The following is a 24,720-nucleotide window of genomic DNA, read 5'->3' on the forward strand; positions in this document are numbered from 1 at the left end:
GGCGCGCGCGACTACAAGCTGTTCATCCCGAGCCATCCGGCGGCCGGCGCCTGCCTCGTCGTGATGCTGCACGGCTGCACGCAGTCGCCCGACGATTTCGCGGCCGGCACCAACATGAACGTCCTGGCCGAGACGGAGGGGTTCTACGTCGCCTACCCGGCCCAGAGCGCGCGGGCGAACGGCCAGCGCTGCTGGAACTGGTTCCAGCCCGGCGACCAGGGCCGGGAGGCGGGCGAGGCGGCGATCATCGCAGGCCTGACCCGGGCGATCCTGGACGAGTGCCCGATTGATCCGAAGCGCGTCTACATCGCTGGCCTCTCGGCGGGCGGGGCGGCCGCGGCCAACATCGCGCAGGCCTATCCCGATCTCTACGCCGCAGTGGGGGTGCATTCGGGCCTCGCCGCCGGCTGCGCGCGCGACCTCTCCTCGGCGCTCATGGCCATGCAGGTCGGCGCGCCCGGCCAGAACGCCCCGACGGGTTTCGGCGCCCCGGCCGAGGGCCTGCGCGTGCCGACCATCGTGTTCCACGGCGACGAGGACGGCACGGTGAGCCCGCGCAACGCCGATCAGGTCCTGGCCCAGGCGGGAGCCGGCTCGCTGCACGCCGAGAGCCGGTCCGTCCACGGCGACGGGCGCTCGTACACCCGCACCCGCTACGCGGATGCGGCGGGCCGGGTCGTGGTGGAGGATTGGCGGGTGCGCGGCCTCGGCCATGCGTGGTCGGGCGGCTCCGCGGCGGGCAGCTACACCGATCCGCAGGGACCCGACGCCTCGCGCGCCATGCTCGACTTCTTCGCCGCGCACCCGCTGCGGGGCGTCGACGCCTGATCTAGACCGGCAGAGTGTCGATGAGCCGGGTGCGGCCGAGATAGGCTGCCGCGAGCACCCGCGCCGGGCCCTCGACGCGGGCGAGGGGCGCCAGGGTCTCCGCGTCGCAGATCGCGAGATACTGGACCGGCGCGAAACCGGCCGCCTCGAGGTCGGCCCGGCCGCGGGCGAGAAGCGGCTCCGTCTCGCCCCCGCTTCGGGCCGCGGCGGCGATCTCCGCCAGCACCGCGTGGAGCCGCGGCGCCCGCGCCCGCTCCTCGGGCGAGAGGTAGCGGTTGCGGGAGGAGAGGGCGAGGCCGTCCGCCTCGCGCACCGTTGGCACGCCGCGGATCTCGAAGGGCAGGTCGAGGTCGCGCACCGCGCGGCGGATCACCTGCAATTGCTGGAAATCCTTCTCGCCGAACAGCGCGATGTCGGGCCGCACTTGGTTGAGGAGCTTCGTCACCACCGTCGCGACGCCCGAGAAATGGCCTGGACGATAGGCGCCGCACAGGCCCTCCGTGAGGTCTGCGACCTCGATCCGCGTCGAGAAGCCGGGCGGGTACATGGTCTCGACGGCGGGCGTCCAGGCCGCGTCGCAGCCGGCCCCGGCCAGGAGCCGGAGATCGGCCTCGACGTCCCGCGGGTAGCGCGAGAAATCCTCGTTCGGGCCGAACTGGGTCGGATTGACGAAGATGCTCGCCACCGCGCGCTGCCCGATCTCGCGGGCATGGGCGATCAGGGCGAGGTGGCCCGCATGCAGCGCGCCCATGGTCGGCACCAGCACGACGCGCTCGCCGGCCTGCCGCCACGCCGCCACCTGCGCGCGGAGCGGCGCGAGTTCCGCGAGACGCCGGCAGACCGGAGGAGGGGGCGGGGATTCGGGCACGGCGGAGGGCTCCGGCAGGACAGGCCGGCAGGACTTAAGGGCCGGCTCGTTCCGGCGCCAGAGCCGTCAGGGGCAATAGGGCAGGAGCGGGCGGCCGTAAGGGTCGTCGATGCCGGGCGGCGGGGTCAGGCCGTAGTAGCTCGGGCGCGAGAGGCCGTAGGCCGAACCGACGTAACTCGGGTCGCCCGGCGCGTTGGTCGGCACCGGAACCCGGCGGGGCCGGCAACCGAAGAGGCGCGGGCGGGGCGGTACCAGCACGACGGCCTCGTCCGAACCGTCGCCCCGGGGGAAGTAGCGCGGCGCGGACGGCCCGGGCTCAGGGACGGGCGGGGCCTCGATCAGGTCCGCGGCGGCGGCCCCCGCACAGGCGAGGAGCAGCAGGGCGGCCGTCAGGCCGGCGCGTCGCGCCCCCGCATCCGCCCGTCCCGCCATGACGCCCTCCCACGAACGCGCCACCCTGACCGGGTCAGGGTAAACGGATCGTCAACCCGCGATCAGGTCAGCGGGGTAATGCGGGCCTGAAGAACGGCGACGAGGTCGGCCGGCCTCACCCGCACCTGCAGGCCGCGTCCGCCGCCGTTGAGGTAGATCGCGTCGTGCCCCGCCGAGAGGGCGGCCTCGTCGATCAGCACGGGCAGGCGCCGCTTCTGCCCGAGGGGGCTGATGCCGCCGACATGGTAGCCCGTGATCCGCTCCGCCTCCGCGGGCTTCAGCATCGCGGCCGATTTCGCCCCGCAGGCGGCGGCGAGCCGCTTCAGGCTGATCTCCCGGTCGGAGGACACCAGCACGCAGACGGGCTTCCCGTCGGCCTCCGCCATCAGGGTCTTGAGGATCCGGTCCGGCGGGATGCCGAGAGCCTCGGCGGCCTGGAGCCCGATGCGCGGCGCCTCCGGATCGTAGGCGTAGGCGTGCACGCTGTAGGCGATGCCGGCCCGGTCGAGGGCCTGGGTCGCGCGGGTGGCCTTCGACATCGAGAACCTCCTCAGAAGGTCGCGGCCAAGAGCCGCCCGACCTCGGCATGGGCGGCGTCCCGCTCCTCCGCCGTGCTCACGGAGCCGGTGAGGTAGATGGCGGCCACGAGGGGCGCCCGGTGGGGCGGCCGCAGGATCGCGACGACGTTGGCGGTGGCGTTGTCGCCGCTGCCCGTCTTGTCGCCGACCGCCCAATCCGGCGGCAAGCCGGCGCGCAGTCGCTTCAGTCCCGTCCGGGCCGCGACCATCCAGCCCTCGAGCCGCGCCCGGCTCGCGGGCGAGAGGACGTCCCCGATCAGCAGCCGCTCGAGATCCTCGGCCATCGCCGCGGGGCTCGTCGTGTCCCGCGGGTCGCCGGGAATGGCGGTGTTGAGGGTCGGCTCCGTCCGGTCGAGGCGGGTCGTCCCGTCGCCGATCCCGCGCAGCCAGGCGGTGAGGGCAGGGGGGCCGCCGAGCGCCTGCAGCATCAGGTTCGCCGCCGTGTTGTCGCTGACGACGATGGCCGCCGCGCAGAGGTCGGCGAGGCTCATCGTGCCGGAATCCCGGCCGGCCTCCCGCAGGGCGCCCCCCGTCGCCGGCGCGTGGCTGTCGAGGTCGGCGGCCGTGTAGGACATCGTGCGCTCCAGGCGCTCGCGGCCCGCATCGACCCGGGCCAGGATCGCGGCGGCGGCGAGCACCTTGAAGGTGCTGCACAGCGGGAAGCGTGCGTCGGCCTGGTGGAGGAGGGCGCGGCCGGAGCCGGTGTCGCGCACGGCGACGCCGAGGCGCCCCCCGAGCCGGTCCTCGATCAGCCGCAGGCTCTGCCGTGCCCCGGAAACCGCATCCGACGCGCGGGGAGAGCGGGATGCGGCGGCCAGCGCAGCCGCGGCGAAGCCGGCCCGGAGGGCGGTGCGGCGGGTCGGGGTGAGCAAGGGCTGCCTCGGGGCGGAGCGTACGGGGGCGGCCAGGAGCCGGGCAAGCTTGGCCGAATCGGGGCGGGACTTCTCGCAGAGGCGTTCTCTGCCTCAGGGCGGAGCCGGCACGCCGTCGAGGGGTTTCAGCGGATCCGACTCCTGAGCGCCGCCCCGCTGCCGGACCGGCCGGGAGAGACGAGCGGCGAGGCGGCGGAGGTCGGGCGCGGGGCTGCCGCCCGGTGCGTAGACGGCCCGGTCGAGGGCGGCGAGGGCCGTGGCCGTCTCCGGCTGTCCCTGCCAGATCGGAGCGAGCCCGGGCTCGGCCTGCAGGCCCTGCCCCAGCGCGGAGCGGAACGCGGTGGCGTCGCCCGCCGCCGCCGCCCGCCTGAGGGCTCGCCGGCTCGGGGCGCCGAGGCGCAGCCGGGCCCCACCGCCGACGCCGTAGCCGAGAAGCGCGAGGCCGAGGCCGAAGGCGGCGAGCCCCGCCGCCGCGATCGCGTAGGGTGAGGCGAAGGCCGCGCGGGGCGCCTCGCCCTCGCGGTCGGGCAGGCCGCCGCCGATCTGGCGGGCGGGGATCTCGGCCTCCCGCATGGTCCGCGAGACCGTGTCGAACCAAGAGATCGTGATGGCGTTCAGCGGGATGATCTCGTCGATCGCCGGCTTCACGTCCCATTGGTAGGTCGCCCGCGCCACCGGCCCCTGCGGCGTGATGATCGTCTCGCGGTTCACGGGGCCCGCGAAGGTGAGGATGCCGCGGGTGCGCATGACCGGGCGGGGCGGCAGGCCCTCGGCGACCATGCCCTGCGCCTCGACGGTGACGATCCGGCGGGCCGATTCGCCGACTTTCAGGGTCTCCGGGTCCGGGCTCCAGGAATCGGTGATCGAGACGTCGCGCGCCGGCAGCCACCAGGGCTCCTTGGCGTCGGGGCCGCCGGCGCCCTTCCAGGTCGCGACGGGCAGGGAGATCGGGGCGGACCGGACATCCACCACCTTGCGCACGCCCGCATCGCTGAGGGTGAGGCGATGCACGAACGGATCGAGGGTGAAGTCGCCGGCATGATGCGGGAAGATCGCGATCACCCGGTCGAAGGCGATGGCGCTCTGCCCGTCGGGGAGCTTCGTGCGGGACCAGATATCGCGGCCGAGCTGCGTCCAGCTGAAATTGGCGAGCGTCGGCTGCACCACCTCCTCCAGCAGGATCTGCTGCTTGTAGACCCCGTGGATGCGCAGCAGCACCATCTCGCGCGCGAACGGGTCCGCATTGCCGTTGCGCTCCGGCGTGACGGTGAGCGTCAGGTCGCCGGGCTCGATCTCGGCGCGGGCCGGCCCGGCGGCCAGCGCGCAGAGCAGCGTCAGGGCCAGGAGAAGGCGGTTCACCACGGGTTGCTCCCCGCCGGCATGGCGGTGCCGGCCTCGATGCGCCGGGCCTGCTCGGCCTTGAGGCGCAGCTTCAGGTAGCGGCCCGGATCGTCCGGCAGCGTGCGCAGCCAGAGCCGGTCGGGCCGGATCTCGTGGGCCTCGAAGCTCTTCGTGACCCGGCGGGCCTCGCGCTCGGGCGCCGCCGCGACCATGGCCGAGCCGCCGCCCTTTCGCCCGCGCCCGGCCGCGTCGCCCACCGAGCCGCGGGCCTGCCCCTCGCCGGATTCGAGCGATTGCTGCTCGGCCTTGCCGCGCCGGGAGACCGCGCTGTTGCCGGGGATCGAGGCGCTGGAACTCGATTCCTTGTTGCCGGCCAGGCCCTCGCCGCTCGACGTGGCCTGGATGTCGTCGTTCTGGTCCTGGTTGGCGGTGTTGTTGTAGCGGGCGCCGTACTGCGCCGAGGCGTTGGCGATGCCGCCCCCCTTGCCGCGGTCGATCTCCTCGGCGAGGAGGCGGCTGATGAGCGAGCGGTTCGCCTGGGCGTCCGCGTCGCGCGGGTTGAACTGCAGGGCGGCGTCGTAGGCCGCGACGGCGCCCGCGAAATCGCCCTGGCGGGCGAGCGCGTTGCCGAGGTTGTAGGAATTGCGCCGGCCGCCGTCGCGGAAGATGGCGGCGGCTTCCCCGTACTGGCCGGCCTCGTAGAGGGCCGGCCCGCGCCAGGCCGGATCGCTGATCACGCGGGCGGCGAGATCGGGCAGGCCGATCCCCATCAGCAGCCGCCCGAACCCGGTGCGGGGCTCCGAGACGAGGGTGAGGCCGAAGATGCCCGCACCCGCGAGAGCGAGGCCGCCGATCCGGGCCGAGCGGCGCCAGGATCGGGGAAACGCGACGGGACGGGGAAGGTGCAGGGCGGATCCAGCCGGCATCGGACGCTCCTCGTCAGGCGCTTCTGCGGAACAGGAGGAGGGCGGGCAGCAGCGCGGCCAGCAGCAGCCAGCGCCCGAGATCGGCGTAGGCGAGCACGGTGTAGCCGCCGGCGGCGAGGTGCTGCGCCGTGCTGGCACCGACCGCGTCGAGGACGGAGGCCGGGGCGCCCACATCCGCGACGAGGCCGCCGCCCGTGCCGACCACGCCGTCGAGGGCCGCCCGGTCGGGCTTCGGCGAGCCCGGCGGCAGCGCCTTGTCCGCCGGCACGAACAGGCCGTGCAGGCGCCAGCCCTTGTCTCGCAGCGCCCGCGCCTCGCGCGACGCCGCCTCGCCGATGCCGTCGCCGTCGGTGATGAGAACGATGTCGGCGGACACCACGGCAGCTTCGCTCAGGGTGCGGCGGGCGAGGGCGAGTCCGCGCTCCGGATGGCTGCCGCGGTCCGGCACCGTATCGGCGTCGAGAGCGAAGAGGGTGGTGGCGAGGCTGTCTCGGTCGGTCGTCGGCGGGGCGGCGAGGTAGGCGTCGCCCGCGTAGACGACGACCGCGACGGAGCGGGTGCCCGTCGCATCCGCGATTCCCTGCGCCGCCTGCCGCACGGCCTTGAGGTCGCCGCCCTCCGATACGGACCGCGAGAGGTCGATCACGATCACCGTGGAATCGAGGTTGCGGAAGGTCGCGGAATCCGGCCGCTCCACCGCCGGCCCGGTCAGGGCCAGCGCGATGATCCCGGCCGCGACGGCCGCCGCGAGGTTCGCCTGCCGGCGCCCGCCGAGCACCGCGCCGCGGCGGGCGAGCGCCGCCATCAGGGCGGGGTCGACCACCCGGGTCCAGTCGCCGAGCGGGGCCGAGCGCCACGCGGCGCGGAGCGCGAGCAGCGCGACGAGGGGGATCGCGGCGAGCCACCAGGGCCGCAGGATCGCGAGTTCGGCGAGGCTCATGCGGCCCTCCGCGTCGCGAGGAGGGCGGCAGCGCAGAGGAGCGCCAGAGCGGCCGGCCAGGGCCAATGGTCGCGCCGCAGGGGCAGGGGCGGGGCCTGCGCCCGCCCGCCCTCCAGCGCGTCGATGGCGTTCGCGACCCCGATCAGGTCGTCGGTGGTCTTCACGCGGAAGGCCTTGCCGCCGCTGATCGTCGCCATGTCGCGCAGGGTCTCGGCATCGACCACGTCCTGCTCGCCCTCGGCGTTGGCGAGGTCGCGGGGCCCGAGCGCGATCGTGTAGACCTTCACCCCGAGGTCGCGGGCGAGTTCCGCCACGTCGCGGGGCGTGGTCTGGCCCGCGTTGTTGGTGCCGTCCGAGAGCAGGATCGCGACCTTGGCGGTCCTCGGCCCCTCGGCCTCGCCCTCCGGGCCCTGGGGGGCGAGGCGCTTCAGGGCGAGGCCGAGCCCGTCGCCGATGCCGGTGGAGCGCCCGACGAGGCCGATCGTCGCCTCCTCCAGCGCGTGCGCGACGGTGGCGGTGTCGAAGCTCGGGCTCGCCGCGACGTAGGAATCGTTGGCGAAGATCACGAGGCCGATCCGGTCTCCGGCCCGGCGGCGGATGAAGTCGGCGCCGACGCGCTTGACCGCCTCCAGCCGGCTCACGGTCTGGCCGTCGAGGTCGAAGTCGCGCCGCTCCATCGAGCCGGACAGGTCCATCGCGATCATGATGTCGCGGCCGGAAGCCGGCAGCGCCGTCGCCGAGAGGACGAGGCGGGGGCCGGCGAGCGCCGCGACGAGGGCGGCCCAGAGGATCGCGATGAGGACGAGGCGGGTACGCCCCCGGGCGGCGATGCCGGCGCCGGCCCGCGCCTGGGCCACGACCGAGGCCGGCACGCGCAGCGCGCCGCTCCCGCCGGCCGTCTCGGCGGGCAGCAGACGGGCGGCCAGAAGCGGCAGCGGCAGGAGGAGGAGCGCGAGCGGGCTCGCCAGGTCGAACGAGGAGGCGAGGGCGCTGAGCCAACCGGGCATGGCGTCAGGTCCTGATCCGCGCGAGGAGGCGGGCGAGTTCGGCGTCGATCGCCTCGACGTCCGGCGTCGCGCGGCGGCCGTAGAGCCCGTCGACGAGGACGCGGCCCGCGCCCTTGCCGAAGAAGTCGGTGGCGAAGATCCGGTCGAGCCGGGCGGCCCAATCGGCGCCGCGCAGGTCCGCCACCCCATCCCCGTCGAGGGTGCGCGCGGTGCGCCGCAGGAGCCTCGCCTGCGCGACGAGGCGCGCCTCGGGCTCCAGCCCCCGCGCCGCCTGCAGGTCCCGCAGGGCCGCGCGTCGTACCGTGCTGCCGCGACGGGCTCGCCAGTACCGGATGGCGCCGACGAGGAGGGCGGCGGTGAAGCCGAGGATGATCGCGGCGACGACCTCGCCCTGGATCGCGCCCGCGGCGTTCGCGGGCAGGTGCAGGCCGCGCAGGTCGGCGAGGCTCGGGGCGGTCTCGGCGGCGGGCGTCACGGCGCCTCTCCCTCACAGGACCGCATCGAGGCGCTCCATCAGGGGAGCGTAGACCTCCGGCCCCGCCTCGACGTCGAGGCGCAGGCCCTCGATGCCGCGGCGGGCATACTCGGCGAGGCGCGCCGCGCTCACGGCCTCGGCATTCCGCGCATTCCCCTCGAGGGTGCCACGCCGCCCGTCCGCCGTGGCGAAGGGATAGTAGCCGGCGGGCCGCTCGCGCTCGAAGGCGTCGCTGACGAGGAGGAGGCGGATCGAGAGGCGCTCGGCCAGCACGGTGAGGAGCCGGTCGAAATCCGGCCCCGGAGCGTCGAGGGCGCTCGCGATGACGAGGTGGCCGCCGGACGGCAGCAGGCTCGCGGCGAGCGTCAGAAGCGGATCGAGGGGCGGGTCGTCGCCCCCCGCCTCGAGGGCACGGGCATGGGCCAGGGCGAGCGCGCCCGTCACGGCGGTCATCGCCCGCTCGCCGCCGGCCGGCCGCAGGGCGGCGGGCTCGCCCGCGCTGCCGACCACGAGGCCGACGCGCCCCCCGTCGCCGACGATCCGCCACCCGAGGAGCGCCAGCGCCTCGGCCGCCGCGACCGAGCGCAGGGCGCGCCGCGTGCCGAACAGCATCGAGGGCCGGAAATCGGCGAGCAGCACCACGGCGCGGTCGCGCTCGTCGTGGTGGGTGCGCACATGCAGGATGCCGGTGCGGGCGGTGGCGTTGCGGTCGATGTGGCGCATGTCGTCGCCCTCGGACCACAGGCGCACGTCGTCGGGCTCCGAGCCGCGCCCGCGCCGCTTCGTGACGATGCCGCCGGGCAGGCCGGCCAGCGTCCGCGTCGCCGGGGAGACGCCGCGGCGGGCGAGGTGCCGCAGGCCCATCAGCGCCTCGCCCGAGAGGCGCACGCCGGGATGGTCGGAGAACGCGCCCGCCGAAGCCTGCGAGGCGGCCACGGTCAGAGCGCCCGCACGCGCCGGACCAGACCCTCGACGATGCCGCGGGCGGTCTGGCCCTCGGCGGCGGCGCGCCAGGTGAGGCCGATGCGGTGGCTCAGGGCATCCACGGCGAGGTCGGCCACGTCCTCCGGGATGACGTGGTCGCGCCCGTGCAGATAGGCCCGCGCCTTGCCGGCCACCATCAGCGCCAGCGTGCCGCGCGGGGAGGCGGGGTGCTCGATCGCCGCGCGGAGGTCCGGCGCGGCCGCATCCGTGCGGGTGCCGGCCACGAGGCGCACGAGGTAGTCCTTCAGGGCCGGCGAGACGTAGACTCCGAGCGCCGCCTCGCGGGCCGCCCGCACCTCCTCCAGGGTCAGCTTCACCGGCATCGCCTCGGCGTGGTGGTTCAATTCGCCCTCGACGAGGTCGAGGATGCGCCGCTCGGACGCCTCGTCGGGCATGTCGACGACGACGTGCAGGAGGAAGCGGTCGAGCTGGGCCTCGGGCAGGGGGAAGGTGCCCGCGTGCTCGATCGGGTTCTGGGTCGCCACCACCATGAAGGGGTCCGGCAGGGGGTGGGTGTGGCCCGCCACCGTGATCTGGCCCTCGGCCATCGCCTCGAGAAGCGCCGACTGCACCTTGGGGGGCGCGCGGTTCACCTCGTCGACGAGGATCAGCGAGTGGAACAGGGGGCCGGCCAGGAACTCGAAGGTGCCGCTGTCCTGGCGCCACACCGTCGTGCCCGTGAGGTCGGCCGGCATCAGGTCCGGCGTGCACTGGACGCGGGCGAAGGAGCCGTCGAGCCCGTCCGACAGGCGCTTGACCGCGCGGGTCTTGGCGAGCCCCGGCGCACCCTCGACGAGGATGTGGCCGCCGGTGAGGAGGCCGATCAGCAGGCGCTCGACGAGACCGGTGCAGCCGATCAGGCCGTGCTCCAGCCCGTCGCGCAGGGCGAGGATGCGGGCGCGCAACGCCGCGTCGGCCGTGCCCTGGGCAGCGGCGGGGCGCTCGGCAAGGGTGGCGCCGCTCATGAGCGCGCACCCGCCGCAGGGACCGGAACCTGCATCCGAAACTTCTCCTTGCACGTCTCCCCACGGGCTCTTAGGCGGCCCATAGACTTGCGGAAGGGTGTGCCCGCAGGCCGGGGCGGGCGTCAATCCCGCGGGCAATCGAATGGCGCATCCCGGTCAATTTGCCCGAGGGGGCGGCCCGCTTTCCAGCCGTCACGGTTCCGTCATCGAGCGCCGACATGGAGGCCGGATGAGCACGCTCCTCGCCGGGCCGTTCCCGGAATCCCTGAACTCCGCGATCAGCCTGATCGTCGCCTTCGTCCTCGGCACCCTGATCGGGGCGGAGCGGCAGTACCGGCAGCGAACGGCGGGCCTGCGCACGAACGTCCTCGTGGCGGTGGGAGCCGCCGCCTTCGTCGATCTCGGGATGCGGCTCGAGGGCGCGGCCGGCGGCACCCGCACGGTGGCCTACGTGATCTCCGGCGTCGGCTTCCTGGGGGCGGGCGTGATCATGAAGGAGGGCATGAACGTGCGCGGCCTCAACACCGCCGCGACCCTCTGGTGCTCGGCCGCAGTCGGCGCCTTCGCCGGGGCCGACCTGCCCCTCGAGGCCCTGTTCGTCACCGTCTCGGTGCTCGCCGGCAACACGCTGCTGCGCCCCCTCGTCAACACCATCAACCGCGCGCCCATCGACGAGAGCGCCACGGAGGCGACCTACGAGGTCCAGGTGACGACGGCGCCCGAGGAGGCCGGCCCGGCCCGTGACCTCCTCGTGGAGCGCCTGGAGGCGGCGAGCTACCCTGTCGGAGGCATCGAGGTGGTGGAGCGCGGCGAGGACGCGGTCGAGGTGGTGGCCACCCTCGTCGCCACGGCGGTGGAGGGGGCGGAACTCGACGCGGTGACGGCGGCGCTCGCCCGGGCGCCGGGGATCCGCCACGCCACCTGGTCGGTTCAGACGGCGGATTGAGGCGGGTGCGCGTCCGCACGGCGCGGTCCTCACCCGCCTTTCCGGCAGGGGCACACGCCCCAACCTGCCCCGCCATCGGGCCGGCGGCCGGGCCGGGCGGCCCCGTCAGGAGATCTGCACCATGTCCGACACTCAGAAGAGCGCGCTCATCGTCGGGGCCTCGCGCGGCCTCGGCCTCGGCCTTGCCGGGGCCTTCGCGAAGCGCGGCTGGCGCGTGACGGCGACGCAGCGCTCGCCCTCCCCGGGCCTGGCCGCGCTCGCCTCGGATTCCGTGCGCGTCGAGACCGTCGACATCGACGACGACGCGGCGGTCCGTGCGCTCCGCGAGCGCCTGGGATCCGAGACCTTCGACCTCATCTTCGTCGTGGCGGGCGTGGCCACGCAGGCCCACGAGCCGATTCACGCCGTGCCGCGCGACGTGGCGGCGAAGGTCTACCTCACCAACGCGGTGAGTCCGATCCGCTTCTCCGAGACCTTCGCCGACGCGCTGCGCCCCGCCGGGACGCTCGCGCTGATGAGCTCCATCCTCGGCAGCGTCTCGCTCAACGAGGATGGCGGCTGGGAGAGCTACCGGGCGAGCAAGGCGGCTCTGAACACCTATGCCCGCAGCTTCGAGATCCGGCACCGCGACGCGGGCTTCGGCGTCCTCGTGATGCATCCGGGCTGGGTCCGCACCGAGATGGGCGGCGCGGAGGCGGATATCGACGTGGAGACGAGCGTCGCCGGCATGGTCTCGGTCATCGAGGACCGGCTCGGCCGCACGGGCATCGCCTATCTCGACTACCGGGGCGAGACCCTGGCCTGGTAGGCCTCAGCGCCGCCCGTCGAAGGGCGGGCGGCCGCGACGCTCCACCACCACCGGCGCCCGTGTGCGGCGCTCCACGATGACGGTGCGCGGCGCGCGCGACGGGGTGGCCGGGCTCAGCAGGCGCTCCGGGGCCCGGTCGTAGCGGGGTTCCGGCTTGCGCTCGGCGGTGAGCACGTGAGGGCGGATCTCGTCCGGCGGCAGGCCGATCAGGCCGGCCGCGATCTCCACCTGCTGCTCCAGATCGTCGGCGAGGTCCTGCGCGGCGGAGACGGCCTCGGCGATCGTCGGCGGCTCCCGGCGCACGCGGATCGGCGGCAGATCGGCCTGGGATTTCGAGGTCTTCTTCACGGCTCGGCTCACGGTCGTCATCGCGCGAACATAGTCCATCGCACGGATTTGTGCACTGCATCAGAACGCGATGCTCTCGCCCGTGCAGTGCAACGGCCGGTGCCGAAGCAGGATGCATTCCAGCCGCCGGCCTCCGCCAACGCATAGGATAAGGTTTGGGCGCTCACGGCCACGCCTGCGGCGCGAGGCCGCGGGCGCAGGCCCGGTTGCGGAGGATCCGCCCGCCGCGATACGGCTAGCGCCATGACGCACCCGGCTCCTCCCCGCGATCCGCGCCTGACCCCGGCCCGGCCGGACCTCGCCGATGTCGCCCTGCGGGGCCTCGTCGAAGCGGCCAGCTACGTCGAAGGGGTCCCGCACCGGGTCAGCGCACCCTCGGCCCCCTTGCGCCGGGCGCCAAGCAGCGATTCCGGCATCGACACCGAGGCGGTAATGGGCGACGCGGTGAGCGTCTACGAGGTCAAGGACGGCTTCGCCTACGTCCAGCTCCGCCACGACGGCTATGTCGGCTACCTGCCGGCGGACGCTCTCGGCCGCGCCGAGCCGGAACCGACCTACCGGGTGCGGGCTTTGCGCACCTTCCTCTATCCGGCGCCGGATCTGAAGCGTCCGAACCGGGGTCATCTCGGCCTCGGCGCCGCGATGAGTGCGGAGGGGCAGGAGGGCGAGTACCTGCGGCTCGAAAGCGGCCTCTACGTCTTCGCGCCCCATTGCGAGCCCATCGCGTGGCGGGAGCCCGACTTCGCCGCGACCGCCGAGCGGCTCGTCGGCACGCCCTATCTCTGGGGCGGCCGCACCAGTCTCGGCCTCGACTGCTCGGGGCTCGTGCAACTCGCCCTCGAACTCGCCGGCCTGCCCTGCCCCCGGGACGCCGACCAGCAGGAGCGTGCCCTCGGCCAACCGCTTCCCCCCGGCGATCTCGGCTCCCTGTGCCGGGGCGACCTCGTGTTCTGGCGCGGCCATGTCGGGCTGATGCTCGACGGCGAGCGGCTGATTCACGCCAATGGCCACCACATGGCGGTCGCGGTCGAGCCGCTCGCCGTCGCCGTCGCCCGGATCCGAGAGAAGAGCTACGGGCCCGTCACCTCCCTCCGGCGCGTCACGGCCGGGTGAGAGCGGATTCGGGCCTCGCAGACCTCATTCCCAAAACTGACCGCAAAACTGTCGGTTGTGAGACCTGCCTCCGAACATCCGACGCCTGCCCACAACTATGGATCGAACGAAAAACTATCTTCTACCTTGAATATAAAAATATTTGAAAGATTCCGGCGCATACAGATGACGTCAGAAGATTGAATCCGTTGAATAAATATTCAAGCTGTTCGGCAATCATTCGCCCAATAGAAGGAGTTCGGGGTGCGGGATCGTTTGAATAGCATCGATGCGATACGCGGAATTTGTCTGATCAGCATCTTTACAGCTCATCTTGGTCTTCATGATCTCCCAGCTCTGACGATCGCGAGCATCGGCTTTATCGACAGCGCCGACATTTTCGTCCTGCTATCCGGGATTTCAGTTTTTTTCGCCTACGGATCGTTAGCGACAGAACAAAAACCAGATCAGCTCGTCGCAGTTCTATGGCGCCGCGCCCTGAAATTTTATCTCGTCAATATCGCGCTCCTCGTCGCGACCATCTCGGTCTCGGCGGGATTTGCCACCGCATTCGGCTCGCAAGCCTTGCACGCCGAATTCCTTCGAGGTGAGGTTCTGGAAGTCGGAGGCTTCGACGGCCCGACCCTCAGGACGGTCTGGAGCCTCGTCACCTTCGAGCACCGCATCGGTTACTCGGCGATCCTGCGGCTCTACACCGCGCTGATGCTGCTCGCGCCGCCCCTCGTCTGGCTCGCGGCGCGCCGCTGGTGGCTGCCTCTCCTGCCGGCCGCTGGTGTCTGGCTCGTCGCCGGCCATCTCGGCCTGATCGCGTCCTGCCGGCTGAGCGGCGAGCCGCTGACCCTGCCAATCCTGCCCTGGCTACTCGTCTTCGTTCTCGGTCTCTCCCTCGGTGCAGCGATCCGGCAGGGCGTGCGGCTGCCTCGATCGCGCCTCGCGGTGGGCCTCGCACTCCTCTATCTCGCCGGCGTCCTCATCCTCTCCCTGTGTCTCGTCCGCCTCGTGCCGGAGGTAGCGGCCTGGGCGGACCGGCGGCATGATCTGTTCTGGCTGGGTGCGAGCAAGCTCTACCAATCGCCGTTGCGCATCGCCCAGCTCGTCGCGCTCGCCTATCTCGTCCTCGCCCTGCCGCGAGCCCCGCTCGTGCGCCTGATTCGCGGGGCACGGCCGGATTCCGTGTTCTGCCGGCTCGGCCGGCGCTCGCTCCCCGTCTTCGCCGCCGGCACCGTCTGTGCGCTCGTCGGCAACGAGGTGCTGCACCTGCTACGCCTCGAGGGGGGACCGGCAGCGGGTTTGCGGCTCGTCGCCGAGGCCGCCCTTCTCGGCCTCGGCTTCCTCGCCATGCTGGCCGCCGCCGACGGGGCGAGGCTGCGGCGCGCCGCGACCCCCTGGCCCCTGGGACATCCTATCCCTTCAGCCGGCTCTTGATCCGGTAGATCAGGCCGTCGCGCACGTCGCGGTAGCCGTCGAGGCGCTGCTCGCGGCTGCCCTCCTGCAGGATGGTCGGGTCCGGCGTCGGCCAGTACTCGACATCCGCCGCCAGCGTCCGGGTCAATTCGAGGGCCGCGTGGTGGGCCTCCGGGGCCAGGGTCACGATCAGGTCGAAGTTGAGGCCCTCCCACTCCTCGAGTTGCTCGAGGGTGCGCGGCCTGTGGCGGGCGGCGTCGATGCCGATCTCGTCGAGGGCGGCGATCATGAAGGGGTCGGCCGGCTCGCCCGAGCGCACCCCCGCCGACTGGATGTAGATCGACTTGCCGAAATAGTGACGCGCGATCGCCTCCGCCGCGAGGGAGCGCACGGCGTTGTAGTTGCACATGAACAGGGCGGACTGCACCCGTTTCTTCTTCGGCGTGATCCCGTCCATCGCGGGTTCGGCCTCAGGCCCGGGCGACGCGCGGATCTCGCCGCGGGTCTGGCGTGCTCACGCGGCTCAGCCCTTCCAGTGCAGGGCGAAGATGAGGGTGAAGAGGCGGCGCGCCGTGTCGTGGTCGAGCTCGACCTTGCCCTCCAGGCGCTGCTTCAGGGTCTCCGACGCCTCGTTGTGCAGGCCGCGCCGGCCCATGTCGATCGCCTCGATCTGGGTCGGCGAGGCGGTGCGGATGGCGTTGTAGTAGCTCTCGCAGATCATCTCGTAATCGCGGATCACCCGCCGGAAGGGCGTGAGCGAGAGCAGGTGGGTGATGAGGGGCTCACCCGCGGGCGTCGCGATCGCGAAGGAGAGCTTGTTCTCGACCAGGCCGAGGGTCAGCGCGTAGGGCCCCTCCCGGCCGGGGATCGCGAAATGGTTCTCCTCCAGGATGTCGAAGATCGCGATGGCGCGCTCGTGCTCCTGGTCCGGATTGCCGCGGCCGATCGAACCTTCGTCGAGGGCGACGGCCGCCAGCCGGTTCGCGCCCTTCGCCTCCCCCTTCGCCTCGCTGGCCATGCGGACGCTTCCCCCCTCCGCGCCGGTCGTCGTGCCGGCAGCTCAGGATCCCGGTCCCGCCGCTTCAGCCCGGCGTCGCGGTTCCCGCGCTCGCTGGTATCACAGGTTCAGGCGGATCGCGACGGAGCGGGCATGGCCCTCCAGCCCCTCCGAGCGTCCGAGCGCGATGGCCGCCGGCCCGATCGCCCGAAGCGCCTGCGCGTCGCAGCGCAGGATCGTGGTGCGCTTCATGAAATCGAGGACGCCGAGGCCCGAGGAGAACCGGGCCGAGCGGGCGGTCGGCAGCACGTGGTTCGGGCCGCCGACATAGTCGCCGATCGCCTCCGGCGTGTGCGAGCCGAGGAAGATCGCGCCCGCATTGCGCACCTTGGCGGCGAGCGCCTCCGCGTTCTCCGTCTCGATCTCCAAGTGCTCCGGCGCCAGCCGGTCGACGAGGGGCACCGCCTCCTCGAAGTCGCGCACCCGGATGATCGCGCCGTAATCGCGCCAGCTCGCCCGGGCGATCTCGGCCCGCGGCAGGGTCGCCAGCGCCCGCTCGACGGCTCCCTCGGCGGCCTCGGCGAGGTCGGCGCTGTCCGTGATCAGGATCGCCTGGGCGGCGGTGTCGTGCTCGGCCTGGGCGAGGAGATCGGCCGCGATCCAGTCCGGGTTGGCGTGGCCATCCGCGAGGATCAGCACCTCGGAGGGGCCGGCGATCATGTCGATCCCGACCTGCCCGAACACCCGGCGCTTGGCCGCCGCGACCCAGGCATTGCCGGGGCCGACGATCTTGGCGACAGGCGCGATCGTCTCGGTGCCGTAGGCGAGGGCCGCCACGGCCTGCGCGCCGCCGACGCGGTAGATCTCGTCGATGCCCGACACGCGGGCGGCGGCGAGCACGAGGGGGTTGAGCTGGCCGTCCGGCGTCGGCACCACCATGACGATGCGCGGCACGCCGGCGACGCGGGCCGGCACCGCGTTCATCAGAACCGAGGAGGGATAGCTCGCGGTGCCGCCCGGCACGTAGAGGCCGACCGATTCGAGCGCCGTCCAGCGCCAGCCCGCGGTGACGCCGAGCGCGTCGGTGGCGAGGTGGTCATCCGGCACCTGCGCCCTGTGGAACGCCTCGATCCGCTCTGCGGCGAGCGTCAGGGCGTCGAGGGCCTCGGCCGGGCAGGCGTCGAGGGCGGCGTCGACCTCCTCGGCCGTCACCGCGAGGCGCGCGGGGGAGAAGTCCTCCCCGAGCCGGTCGAAGCGGCGGGTGTAGTCGACGAGGGCCGCGTCGCCGCCCGCGGTCACGCCCGCGATGATGCCGCGGACGGTCTCGTCGACATCCTCCGAGATCTCGCGCTTGACGGTGAGGAGCCGCGCGAAGGCCTGCGCGAAATCGGGTTGGGTGCTGTCGAGGCGGATCATCGGGCGTGCGGCCAATCGGGCGAGGTGTCGGGGTCAGGGTGTCGGCGCGCCGAGGACGGGCGCGCCGCCGGCGGCGTGGACCGGCCGCGCGTCCGCCTCCCAGACGGGTCCGAGATCCTTCATGCGCACCTCGACGCACTCGACGTCGAGGCGGATGGCGGCGCCGCCCGCGAAGACGAGGGTCACGGTGCCGGAGGGCGCGTCGCCGGGCTCGAAGGTGACGGCGAGCAGGCTCAGGGCCGCGTCCGAATCCTGTCCCGGCGCGATGCCGCGGGTGCGCACGCCGAGCACCCGCTCGAAATGCACGCCCGCGAGCCGGCGGCGCGGCGGCTCGCCCTCGGGCGCCGACCAGTCGAAGCGGCGCACCACGAGGACGAAGCGGTGCTCGGCGGCGAGATAGGTCAGGTCGCCCGCCCGCAGGATCGCGTCCTGCAGGTGGGCCGAGATGACGGTGAGATCCTCGGGGTCGAGGGCGGCGAGCTTCAGGAGCTCCATGGCTTGGCTGCGGTACTCTTCGGCGCGAAGGAGGTCGCGCGCTGGAACAGGGCTGGCCGGTAGGTAGCGGCGCACTCCCCGTCCGGCAACCGCCGCCCGCTCAGGTCCGGACGCGGCGGATCTCGGCCCCGCAGCGCCCGAGCTTGGCCTCCAGCGCCTCGAAACCGCGGTCGAGATGGTAGACCCGGTTGATCTGCGTCTCGCCCTCGGCCGCGAGTCCCGCGATGACGAGGGAGACGGAGGCGCGCAGATCGGTGGCCATCACGGGCGCGCCCTTCAGGCGCTCCACGCCCTCGACGACGGCGAGGTCGCCCTCGAGCCGGATCTTGGCGCCGAGACGGGCCAGCTCCTGCACGTGCATGAAGCGGTTCTCGAAGATCGTCTCGCGGATGTGCGAACGGCCCTTGGCGAGGGTCATCAGCGCCATGAACTGGGCCTGGAGATCGGTCGGGAAGCCGGGGAAGGGATCGGTCGTCACGTCGACGGCGGCGATGCCCGCCCCGTTGCGGCGGATGCGGATGCCCTTGTCCGTCGAGGTCACCTCCGTGCCGGTCGTCGCCAGCACGTCGAGGGCGGAGTGCAGGAGGTCGGCGCGGGTGTCCTCCAGCGTCACGTCGCCGCCGGTCATGGCCACCGCCATGGCGTAGGTGCCGGTCTCGATCCGGTCGGGCAGGACCTCGTGGCGGGCGCCGTGCAGGCGCGAGACGCCCTCGACCACGATGCGCGGCGTGCCCGCGCCCTCGATCCGGGCGCCCATCTTGATCAGGCACTCGGCGAGGTCGACGACCTCGGGCTCGCGGGCGGCGTTCTCGATCACCGTGGTGCCGTAGGCGAGGGCCGCCCCCATCAGGGCGACGTGGGTGCCGCCGACCGTGACCTTGGGGAAGCTGATCTCGCCGCCGCGCAGGCCGTTCTTCGTCTTGGCGACGACGTAGCCGCCGTCGATCTCGATCTGCGCGCCGAGCTTCTCCAGGGCCATGATCAGCAGGTCGACGGGCCGCGTGCCGATGGCGCAGCCGCCCGGCAGCGAGACCTTGGCCTCGCCGAAGCGGGCGAGCAGCGGGGCCACCACCCAGAAGCTCGCGCGCATGGTCGAGACGAGGTCGTAGGGCGCCGTGGTGTCGATGACGTTCGAGGCGGTCAGCCGGACGGTCTGCCCGGTCTCGGTCGTCTGCCCCGGGCGCTTGCCGACCACCATGTGGTCGACGCCGTGGTTGCCGAGGATGCGCGAGAGCGAGGCGATGTCGGCGAGCCGCGGCACGTTGACGAGCTCCAGCGTCTCCCCCGTCAGCAGGCTCGCGATCATCAGGGGCAGGGCCGCGTTCTTCGCGCCGGAGATCGGGATCACGCCGTTGAGCGGCGTGCCGCCGGTGATGTGGATGCGGTCCATTCCAGTCCTCTCGCGCGCCCGCGGCCCGTCCTCGGGCTCCGTCTCGTGCGCCGTCATTCCCCTGAAGGGCACCGCGTCGTGTGCGCGCCCGGTGCGTTACGGCCCCGTATAGGCGAGTTTTGGCGGAATCGGGACGGATTCGACGAAGCGATCGCGCGCCGTCTCAGCGCCGCCCGCCCGGCTCCTGCGCCGGGTCGTTCGGCGCGGGGTCCTTCGGCGCGAGTTCCGGATCGGCGCGCCCTCCGTCGACGCCTCCTCCCGCCCGCCCGCGCCCCTGCGCCTTGCGGCGGCGCAGGTTGTCCCGCAGCGCGGCCTTGAGCCGCTCCGCCCGTTCGCTGTCGTTGCGCGTGGTCATGCTCTGACGCCCTCGAACCGATCTTAACCGGAAAGCCTCGCGCGACCCATCGTCGCCAGACCGGCTCCGCCCTTTGCCCGTCGATGCCGAACGGTGCAAAGCAGCAATGCCGCAACGCACCTTGAACCGATTCCAAATCCGCCTGTATCTTCTCCTCGGAGACCGCCGCTCAAGACGGTCGTAAGGAAACACCCTCACCTGATGCGGGATCGGGTTGGGCCTTGAATCCCAAGGCCACCCCCTCGCGGGCTCGGACGAGCGGGCCCTCCTCGACGATTCCGCCCCGGGCCGCCATGGGACTTGAGCCATGGAGCCCCGGTCAGCCACGCGAAGGACGAGCCCTTGAACCGGATGCCCGCGCACACGACGCTCACCGACACGAATTCCGCGCCAGGCAACAGGACCGATTACGAGGGCCATTTCCGCGCCGCGCTCGACAGGCTGCACGGCGAGCGCCGCTACCGCGTCTTCGCCGACATCGAGCGCATCGCCGGCCGCTTCCCCACCGCCCACTGGCGCAAGCCCGACGGATCGGCGCGCGAGATCACGGTCTGGTGCTCGAACGACTATCTCGGCATGGGCCAGCACCCGGAGGTCGTGGGCGCCATGACCCGCACGGCCGAGCGCTGCGGCGTCGGCGCGGGCGGCACCCGCAACATCGCGGGCAACAACTCGCCCCTCGTCGACCTCGAGCGCGAGCTCGCCGACCTGCACGGCAAGGAGGCGGGCCTCGTCTTCACCTCGGGCTACGTCTCGAACCAGGCCGGCATCTCGACGATCGCCAAGCTCATCCCGAACTGCCTGATCCTGTCGGACGCCTACAACCACAACTCGATGATCGAGGGGGTGCGCCACTCGGGTTGCGAGAAGCGCGTCTTCCGCCACAACGACCTCGCGCATCTCGAGGCATTGCTGATCGAGGCCGGCGACCGGCCGAAGCTGATCGTGTTCGAGAGCGTCTACTCGATGGACGGGGACGTGGCGCCGATCGCCAGGATCTGCGACCTCGCCGACCGCTACGGCGCCATGACCTACCTCGACGAGGTGCACGCGGTCGGCCTCTACGGCGAGCGCGGCGCGGGTATCGCCGAGCGTGACGGGGTGATGCACCGGGTCGACGTGATCGAGGGCACGCTCGCCAAGGGTTTCGGCTGCGTCGGCGGCTACATCACGGGCTCCGCCATCCTCTGCGACGCGGTGCGCAGCCACGCGGCGGGCTTCATCTTCACGACCGCCCTGCCGCCCGCCATCGCCGCCGCCGCCCGGGCCTCGGTGCGCTACCTGAAGCGCTCGCAGGCCGAGCGGGCGGCCCACCAGCGCCAGGCCGCCCGCACCAAGGCGGCCCTGGAGGCGGCGGGCCTGCCGGTACTGCACACCGAGACGCACATCGTGCCGGTGATGGTGGGCGATGCCGAGCTCTGCAAGGCGGCGGCCGACCATCTGCTGGAGCGCCACGCCATCTACATCCAGCCGATCAACTACCCGACCGTGCCGCGCGGCACCGAGCGGCTGCGCATCACGCCCTCGCCCTTCCACGACGAGGCGAGCATCGCCCGGCTGACGGCGGCGCTGGCCGAGACCTGGGACACGCTCGACCTGCCGCGGGCCGGCACCGTCTTCGTCGAGGCCGCGGAGTAGCCCGTCAGATCTCCAGCACCATCCCGTCCTCGGCCGCGACGTAGCGGCCGGCGGGGTCGTTCGCGATCATCTCCGGGCTCATATGCGTGAGCACGAGACGCTTCGGCCGGATCTCGGGCAGCCGCGCCGCGAGGGCCGCCCAGTTCAGGTGGAATCTCACCGACCGCTCCACCGTGTAGCCCTCCGCGATCAGGAGGTCGGCCTCGTGGCCGAGCGGGATCAGGTCTTCGACCCACTCGGTGTCGCCGGTGTAGCTCAGGACCTTGCCGCCCGCCTCGATCCGCAGGCCGTGGGACGGCGCACCCGAGGGGTGGCACACGGCAAAGGGCGTCACCGCGATGCCGCCCAAAACGTCCTGCCGGCCGGCCTCGATCTCGACCACATCCACCGCGAAGGCCCGTTGCGCCGTGCTGGAGCCGGGAAACAGCGCCTCCATGGCCGCTTTCAGCCGCTCGCCGGTTCCCGCCGGGCCCGCGATCACCAGGGGCTTCGTTCGCCGGCTCACGAGCTGAGCATGGAGGATCAGCCAGGGCAGGCCACCGAAATGGTCGCCGTGGAGATGGGTCAGGAACACCGTGTCGATCCCGTTCGGATCGACGCCGAAGCGGCGCATGGCGATGAGGCTCGAGGCGCCGCAATCGATGAGGAAGCCGGGCCCGGCCCAGCTCACGTGGAAGCAGGTGTGGAAGCGCCCGCCGGAGCCGAAGGCGTCTCCGCATCCGAGAATTAGAAGCCGCATCGGTTCGGTCTCCTCGCGCGTGCCCGGCCGTGCCGCATTGCCTCCGGGCCCCGGATAGGCTGTGACTCGGCCGCAACGAATCAACGGGGGCGCGGAGCATGTCGGGTGGTCACGGGGCGGTCGAGGGATCGAACAGGCGCGTCGCGCTGCTCATCTCGGTCCTGGCGCTGTTCCTCGCCTTCAGTGAGACGCTGGGCAAGGCGGCGCAGACGGACGCCCTCGGCGCCAACATCGAGGCCTCGAATCTCTGGGCCTATTTCCAGGCCCGCACCATCCGCGGCACGGTGGTGAAGACCACCGACGAACTGGCGGCCCTGCTGCCGCCCGGCACGAGCGCCGAGGCCGTCCAGGCCAAGCGCGCGGAATGGGCCAAGACCCTGGCCCGCTGGGAATCCGAGCCTTCGACGGGCGAAGGCCGCAAGGAACTGGCCGCGAAGGCGCAGTCCGCGCAGGAGAAGCGGGACTTGGCGCTCGAGCGCTACCACCATTACGAATTGGCCTCGGCCGCGTTCCAGATCGGCATCGTGCTGGCCTCGGCGGAGGTGATCACGGGCGTGGTCGCCCTCGTCTTCGCGGGCGGCCTGCTCGGGCTCGCGGGCATGACGCTGCTGGGCTTCGGCTATCTCGCGCCGCACGCCCTGCACCTGTTCCACTGAGGGACCCCTCACGCGAGATTTGATCGGCCGATCGGGTGCTGACCCGTCGCCCGCGGCCGTCGCGCTCTATCTCCCCGGGATGGTCACGGCGGGGAGGTCGGGGATGGCCGAGGCTTCGCAGAACGAGGGCCGCCTGACGCGGGTGTCGGCGGTCATCTTTCAGCATACCGAGCACGCGATCTACGCCGTCCTCGGCCTGCTCCTCGCCGCGACCGCGATCCTCGCCCTCATCGACGCGGCCGGCCTGACCTTCGAGGCCATCCACGCCCTGGGCAAGGCGCCCCAGCTCCTGGAGGTGGTCGACCGGCTGCTGTTCCTGCTGATGCTCGTCGAGATCCTGCATACGGTGCGGGTCTCGATGCGCTCCGGACGGCTCACCTGCGAGCCCTTCCTCATCGTCGGGCTGATCGCCTCGATCCGGCGGGTGCTGGTGATCACCCTGCAATCCTCGGAGATCATGCACGCCAAGGAATGGACCGCCGAGAAGGAGGCCCTGTTCCGGGCCTCCATGATCGAGCTCGGCGTGCTCGCCGGCCTGATCATCACGATGGTGATCTCGATCTTCCTCCTTCACCGCGCCCGCGACGACGACCGTCCGGCGGGCGAGGAGGAGCCGGGGCCGGAGACGAAGGACGCCTGACTTCGCGGCGTGCCCGCCTCTCGGCGGCTCTACTTAACGGGCTCTTTGCCGGGCTCCTTGCCCGGCTCCTCGCTCGGGCTGTCGATCGTGCAGGAGACGGCCTGGACCGCCTCGTTCGCCGCCGCGCGCTGGCTCGGCAGAGCCGCGATCACCCGGACCGTGACGAAGCCCTGGCGCTCGGGCGCGACGATGCGGACGTCGCGGCTCGGCTCGTTGTCGTCCTCGTTGGCGAGCGCCTCGTCGTACTGGCTGCGGGTCAGGATCACGAGGTCGAGGGCGCCGCGCACGGCGGCCTGATCGGTGACGGCGTAGAAGGCGCCGCGTCGCCCGTGCGCGGCGAGCGAGAGCATCTGCGCGCCGGTGCGGGCCGAGACGCGCATGGGGCCGTCGTCGAGGTCGTAGGCGCAGACGCCGAGGGCCACGGCCGGGTCCGGGGTCGGCAGCCACCCCTCGGCCGGGGCCGGATCGTCGGCGGTCGAGAGCGCGTAGAGGCGCTGCGGATGGTCGAGGCTCTCGCTGCCCCGCGCCCGCGAGAGCGCGTCCGTATCCGACAGGAGCGGGATCGCCAGCACCGTGACGATGTGGACGAGGCCGGCGAGGACGAGGCCGCAGAGCGTCGCGTAGAGAAAGCGGATCCTCATGCGCCGCAGCCCAGGCGCGTGATGGCGGGCAGCGTCTCGCGGTCGAGCGAGCCGGTCCCGGCCGCGACCGGCGTGTCGTAGAGGCGCAGGGCGAGGCGGATCGGCCCCGACGTCCCGGGGGCCGGGAGCCAGTTCCCGGGCCGGGCCCCGGGGGCGAGGGCGATCACGAAACGCCCGTCGCGCTCGCGCAGGATCTCGGTCGAGGTGAAGCCGCCGCGCAGGGCCGGCCGGCCCGGCTCCGCCGCGCCGCGGCCCGTGACCGTCAGCGTCCAGGCCCGCGCGGGCGGCGTGTGGCCGGCGATGCTGTAGCTGCAGCCGGCCTCGAGCGCGCGGCCTTCGTCGTCCGTCGTCGCGGAGAGCAGCAGCCCCTCGCCGACCGCGAGCGGGATCTCGCCCCGGCGCGCGTTGACGGCCCGGGCATAGGGGTCGGCATTGGCGGCGCCCGCCCGCGGCCACGCCGTCCAGGGACCGACGGTGACGCCGCCGAACGGGTAGCGGCCCCGCGTCGCCCAGTCGGCGCTGACGAGCCCGAGCCCGGCGCCGAGGCCGAGGGCGTAGAGCACGAGCCCGACCCGCGAGGTCTTGCGCAGGAAGTCGCGCACGGCGCCCGCTGCCCGCCCGCCGAGGCCCGCCGCCCCGGCCTGCGCGCGCGGACCGCCCGGTTGTCTCTCCGCCAAACTCGTCACGACCATTGCCTCAGCGGGTCTCGATGCGGCTGGCCGCCGGGCGCACGCCCTCGGCGAGGCTGCCGGAGGTCCCCGAAGCGGGATCCGCGGCCGCCGCCGGCTTGAAGCCGGGTTTCTGGCCCCCCGAACCCGCGACGGCGGGCTCGACCGAGCGGAACAATCCGTTGAGGCCGCCGATCACCTCGAAGGAGCGGCGCGAGAGCTTGCCTGCCGCACTGGCTCCGCCGCCCGC

30 protein-coding genes are annotated in these 24,720 nt (G+C 72.8%); 8 read left to right on the forward strand and 22 right to left on the reverse strand.

Annotation, left to right across the window (positions count from 1 at the left end):
- Positions 1-828 (forward strand): extracellular catalytic domain type 1 short-chain-length polyhydroxyalkanoate depolymerase (locus E1J50_RS19165; RefSeq protein WP_132255430.1); only part of this gene is annotated, 828 nt, incomplete at its 5' end.
- A 1-nt stretch (position 829) separates the two neighbouring features.
- On the opposite strand, the gene panC is transcribed toward E1J50_RS19165, so the two are convergent.
- The 11 genes from panC to E1J50_RS19220 all read right to left on the reverse strand — a co-directional run bounded on the left by panC (position 830) and on the right by E1J50_RS19220 (position 10,216).
- Positions 830-1,696, reverse strand: a complete 867-nt coding sequence (panC, locus tag E1J50_RS19170) for a pantoate--beta-alanine ligase (protein WP_132255431.1) — start codon at positions 1,694-1,696, stop codon at positions 830-832.
- Between the two features lie 66 nt (positions 1,697-1,762).
- Positions 1,763-2,128, reverse strand: coding sequence for a hypothetical protein (locus tag E1J50_RS19175; protein ID WP_132255432.1), 366 nt, complete (start codon positions 2,126-2,128; stop codon positions 1,763-1,765).
- 62 nt (positions 2,129-2,190) lie between these two features.
- Positions 2,191-2,667, reverse strand: coding sequence for a Cys-tRNA(Pro) deacylase (gene ybaK / locus E1J50_RS19180; protein WP_132255433.1), 477 nt, complete (start codon positions 2,665-2,667; stop codon positions 2,191-2,193).
- A gap of 11 nt (positions 2,668-2,678) precedes the next feature.
- Positions 2,679-3,578: a class A beta-lactamase gene (bla, locus tag E1J50_RS19185; protein WP_132255434.1), complete on the reverse strand. Its 900-nt coding sequence runs from the start codon at positions 3,576-3,578 to the stop codon at positions 2,679-2,681.
- 93 nt (positions 3,579-3,671) lie between these two features.
- A complete protein-coding gene (locus E1J50_RS19190; protein ID WP_245516654.1) occupies positions 3,672-4,937 on the reverse strand; it encodes a hypothetical protein in 1,266 nt (421 codons plus the stop codon).
- Complete coding sequence (locus E1J50_RS19195; protein ID WP_132255436.1) at positions 4,934-5,845, reverse strand: tetratricopeptide repeat protein; 912 nt, start codon at positions 5,843-5,845, stop codon at positions 4,934-4,936. Before E1J50_RS19195 ends, E1J50_RS19190 begins: the two co-directional genes overlap by 4 nt.
- 13 nt (positions 5,846-5,858) lie before the next feature.
- Entirely contained in the window at positions 5,859-6,785 is a 927-nt protein-coding gene (locus E1J50_RS19200; RefSeq protein WP_132255437.1) for a vWA domain-containing protein, read from the reverse strand.
- Positions 6,782-7,792, reverse strand: coding sequence for a VWA domain-containing protein (locus tag E1J50_RS19205; protein WP_132255438.1), 1,011 nt, complete (start codon positions 7,790-7,792; stop codon positions 6,782-6,784). The genes E1J50_RS19200 and E1J50_RS19205 overlap by 4 nt, the downstream gene beginning before the upstream one ends.
- 4 nt (positions 7,793-7,796) lie before the next feature.
- Positions 7,797-8,267 carry a DUF4381 domain-containing protein gene (locus E1J50_RS19210; protein WP_132255439.1) on the reverse strand — a complete coding sequence of 157 codons (471 nt, stop codon included), beginning with the start codon at positions 8,265-8,267 and terminating at the stop codon, positions 7,797-7,799.
- Positions 8,268-8,279: 12 nt separating this feature from the next.
- Complete coding sequence (locus E1J50_RS19215) at positions 8,280-9,131, reverse strand: DUF58 domain-containing protein (protein ID WP_132255459.1); 852 nt, start codon at positions 9,129-9,131, stop codon at positions 8,280-8,282.
- A 74-nt stretch (positions 9,132-9,205) separates the two neighbouring features.
- Complete coding sequence (locus E1J50_RS19220) at positions 9,206-10,216, reverse strand: AAA family ATPase (protein WP_132255440.1); 1,011 nt, start codon at positions 10,214-10,216, stop codon at positions 9,206-9,208.
- A gap of 229 nt (positions 10,217-10,445) precedes the next feature.
- Here E1J50_RS19220 and E1J50_RS19225 point away from each other — a divergent pair, with 229 nt between their 5' ends.
- Both E1J50_RS19225 and E1J50_RS19230 read left to right on the forward strand, forming a co-directional pair.
- A complete protein-coding gene (locus E1J50_RS19225) occupies positions 10,446-11,162 on the forward strand; it encodes an MgtC/SapB family protein (RefSeq protein WP_132255441.1) in 717 nt (238 codons plus the stop codon).
- Between the two features lie 121 nt (positions 11,163-11,283).
- Complete coding sequence (locus E1J50_RS19230) at positions 11,284-11,970, forward strand: SDR family oxidoreductase (protein WP_132255442.1); 687 nt, start codon at positions 11,284-11,286, stop codon at positions 11,968-11,970.
- Between the two features lie 3 nt (positions 11,971-11,973).
- Here the strand turns inward: E1J50_RS19230 and E1J50_RS19235 are convergent, their stop codons facing one another.
- Positions 11,974-12,339 carry a hypothetical protein gene (locus E1J50_RS19235; protein ID WP_132255443.1) on the reverse strand — a complete coding sequence of 122 codons (366 nt, stop codon included), beginning with the start codon at positions 12,337-12,339 and terminating at the stop codon, positions 11,974-11,976.
- A gap of 222 nt (positions 12,340-12,561) precedes the next feature.
- Here E1J50_RS19235 and E1J50_RS19240 point away from each other — a divergent pair, with 222 nt between their 5' ends.
- Together E1J50_RS19240 and opgC are read left to right on the forward strand one after the other, a co-directional pair.
- Positions 12,562-13,431 (forward strand): C40 family peptidase, encoded by an 870-nt coding sequence (locus tag E1J50_RS19240; RefSeq protein ID WP_132255444.1) that lies wholly within the window; start codon positions 12,562-12,564, stop codon positions 13,429-13,431.
- A 243-nt stretch (positions 13,432-13,674) separates the two neighbouring features.
- Positions 13,675-14,856 (forward strand): OpgC domain-containing protein, encoded by a 1,182-nt coding sequence (gene opgC, locus E1J50_RS19245; protein ID WP_132255445.1) that lies wholly within the window; start codon positions 13,675-13,677, stop codon positions 14,854-14,856.
- Here the strand turns inward: opgC and E1J50_RS19250 are convergent.
- The 6 genes from E1J50_RS19250 to E1J50_RS19275 all read right to left on the reverse strand — a co-directional run bounded on the left by E1J50_RS19250 (position 14,834) and on the right by E1J50_RS19275 (position 19,488).
- Complete coding sequence (locus E1J50_RS19250) at positions 14,834-15,292, reverse strand: arsenate-mycothiol transferase ArsC (RefSeq protein ID WP_132255446.1); 459 nt, start codon at positions 15,290-15,292, stop codon at positions 14,834-14,836. The two genes, opgC and E1J50_RS19250, sit on opposite strands and share 23 nt — an antisense overlap.
- A 66-nt stretch (positions 15,293-15,358) precedes the next feature.
- Entirely contained in the window at positions 15,359-15,853 is a 495-nt protein-coding gene (locus E1J50_RS19255) for a UPF0262 family protein (protein WP_132255447.1), read from the reverse strand.
- 99 nt (positions 15,854-15,952) lie between these two features.
- The gene (hisD, locus tag E1J50_RS19260) at positions 15,953-17,248 is read right to left on the reverse strand and encodes a histidinol dehydrogenase (RefSeq protein ID WP_132255448.1); all 1,296 of its coding nucleotides are present in this window, start codon (positions 17,246-17,248) and stop codon (positions 15,953-15,955) included.
- A 33-nt stretch (positions 17,249-17,281) separates the two neighbouring features.
- Positions 17,282-17,743 carry a DUF2948 family protein gene (locus E1J50_RS19265; protein WP_132255449.1) on the reverse strand — a complete coding sequence of 154 codons (462 nt, stop codon included), beginning with the start codon at positions 17,741-17,743 and terminating at the stop codon, positions 17,282-17,284.
- Between the two features lie 100 nt (positions 17,744-17,843).
- The gene (gene murA / locus E1J50_RS19270; protein WP_132255450.1) at positions 17,844-19,133 is read right to left on the reverse strand and encodes a UDP-N-acetylglucosamine 1-carboxyvinyltransferase; all 1,290 of its coding nucleotides are present in this window, start codon (positions 19,131-19,133) and stop codon (positions 17,844-17,846) included.
- A gap of 163 nt (positions 19,134-19,296) precedes the next feature.
- Positions 19,297-19,488, reverse strand: a complete 192-nt coding sequence (locus E1J50_RS19275; protein ID WP_132255451.1) for a hypothetical protein — start codon at positions 19,486-19,488, stop codon at positions 19,297-19,299.
- 351 nt (positions 19,489-19,839) lie between these two features.
- Between E1J50_RS19275 and hemA the strand changes: the two genes are divergently transcribed.
- Positions 19,840-21,126 carry a 5-aminolevulinate synthase gene (gene hemA, locus E1J50_RS19280; protein ID WP_132255452.1) on the forward strand — a complete coding sequence of 429 codons (1,287 nt, stop codon included), beginning with the start codon at positions 19,840-19,842 and terminating at the stop codon, positions 21,124-21,126.
- A 4-nt stretch (positions 21,127-21,130) separates the two neighbouring features.
- Here the strand turns inward: hemA and E1J50_RS19285 are convergent, their stop codons facing one another.
- Positions 21,131-21,865: an MBL fold metallo-hydrolase gene (locus E1J50_RS19285; RefSeq protein ID WP_132255453.1), complete on the reverse strand. Its 735-nt coding sequence runs from the start codon at positions 21,863-21,865 to the stop codon at positions 21,131-21,133.
- 98 nt (positions 21,866-21,963) lie between these two features.
- Between E1J50_RS19285 and E1J50_RS19290 the strand changes: the two genes are divergently transcribed.
- Both E1J50_RS19290 and E1J50_RS19295 read left to right on the forward strand, forming a co-directional pair.
- The gene (locus tag E1J50_RS19290; protein WP_132255454.1) at positions 21,964-22,521 is read left to right on the forward strand and encodes a DUF4337 domain-containing protein; all 558 of its coding nucleotides are present in this window, start codon (positions 21,964-21,966) and stop codon (positions 22,519-22,521) included.
- Positions 22,522-22,624: 103 nt separating this feature from the next.
- Positions 22,625-23,161, forward strand: a complete 537-nt coding sequence (locus E1J50_RS19295; RefSeq protein WP_132255455.1) for a phosphate-starvation-inducible PsiE family protein — start codon at positions 22,625-22,627, stop codon at positions 23,159-23,161.
- Between the two features lie 29 nt (positions 23,162-23,190).
- Here the strand turns inward: E1J50_RS19295 and E1J50_RS19300 are convergent, their stop codons facing one another.
- The 3 genes from E1J50_RS19300 to E1J50_RS19310 form a co-directional block, all read right to left on the reverse strand.
- Entirely contained in the window at positions 23,191-23,802 is a 612-nt protein-coding gene (locus E1J50_RS19300) for a DUF1254 domain-containing protein (RefSeq protein WP_132255456.1), read from the reverse strand.
- Complete coding sequence (locus E1J50_RS19305; RefSeq protein WP_245516655.1) at positions 23,799-24,404, reverse strand: DUF1214 domain-containing protein; 606 nt, start codon at positions 24,402-24,404, stop codon at positions 23,799-23,801. The genes E1J50_RS19300 and E1J50_RS19305 overlap by 4 nt, the downstream gene beginning before the upstream one ends.
- Before the next feature lie 94 nt (positions 24,405-24,498).
- On the reverse strand, positions 24,499-24,720 hold a 222-nt coding region (locus tag E1J50_RS19310), incomplete at its 5' end, for a hypothetical protein (RefSeq protein WP_132255458.1).

Source organism: Methylobacterium segetis (assembly GCF_004348265.1).
GTDB lineage: Bacteria > Pseudomonadota > Alphaproteobacteria > Rhizobiales > Beijerinckiaceae > Methylobacterium > Methylobacterium segetis.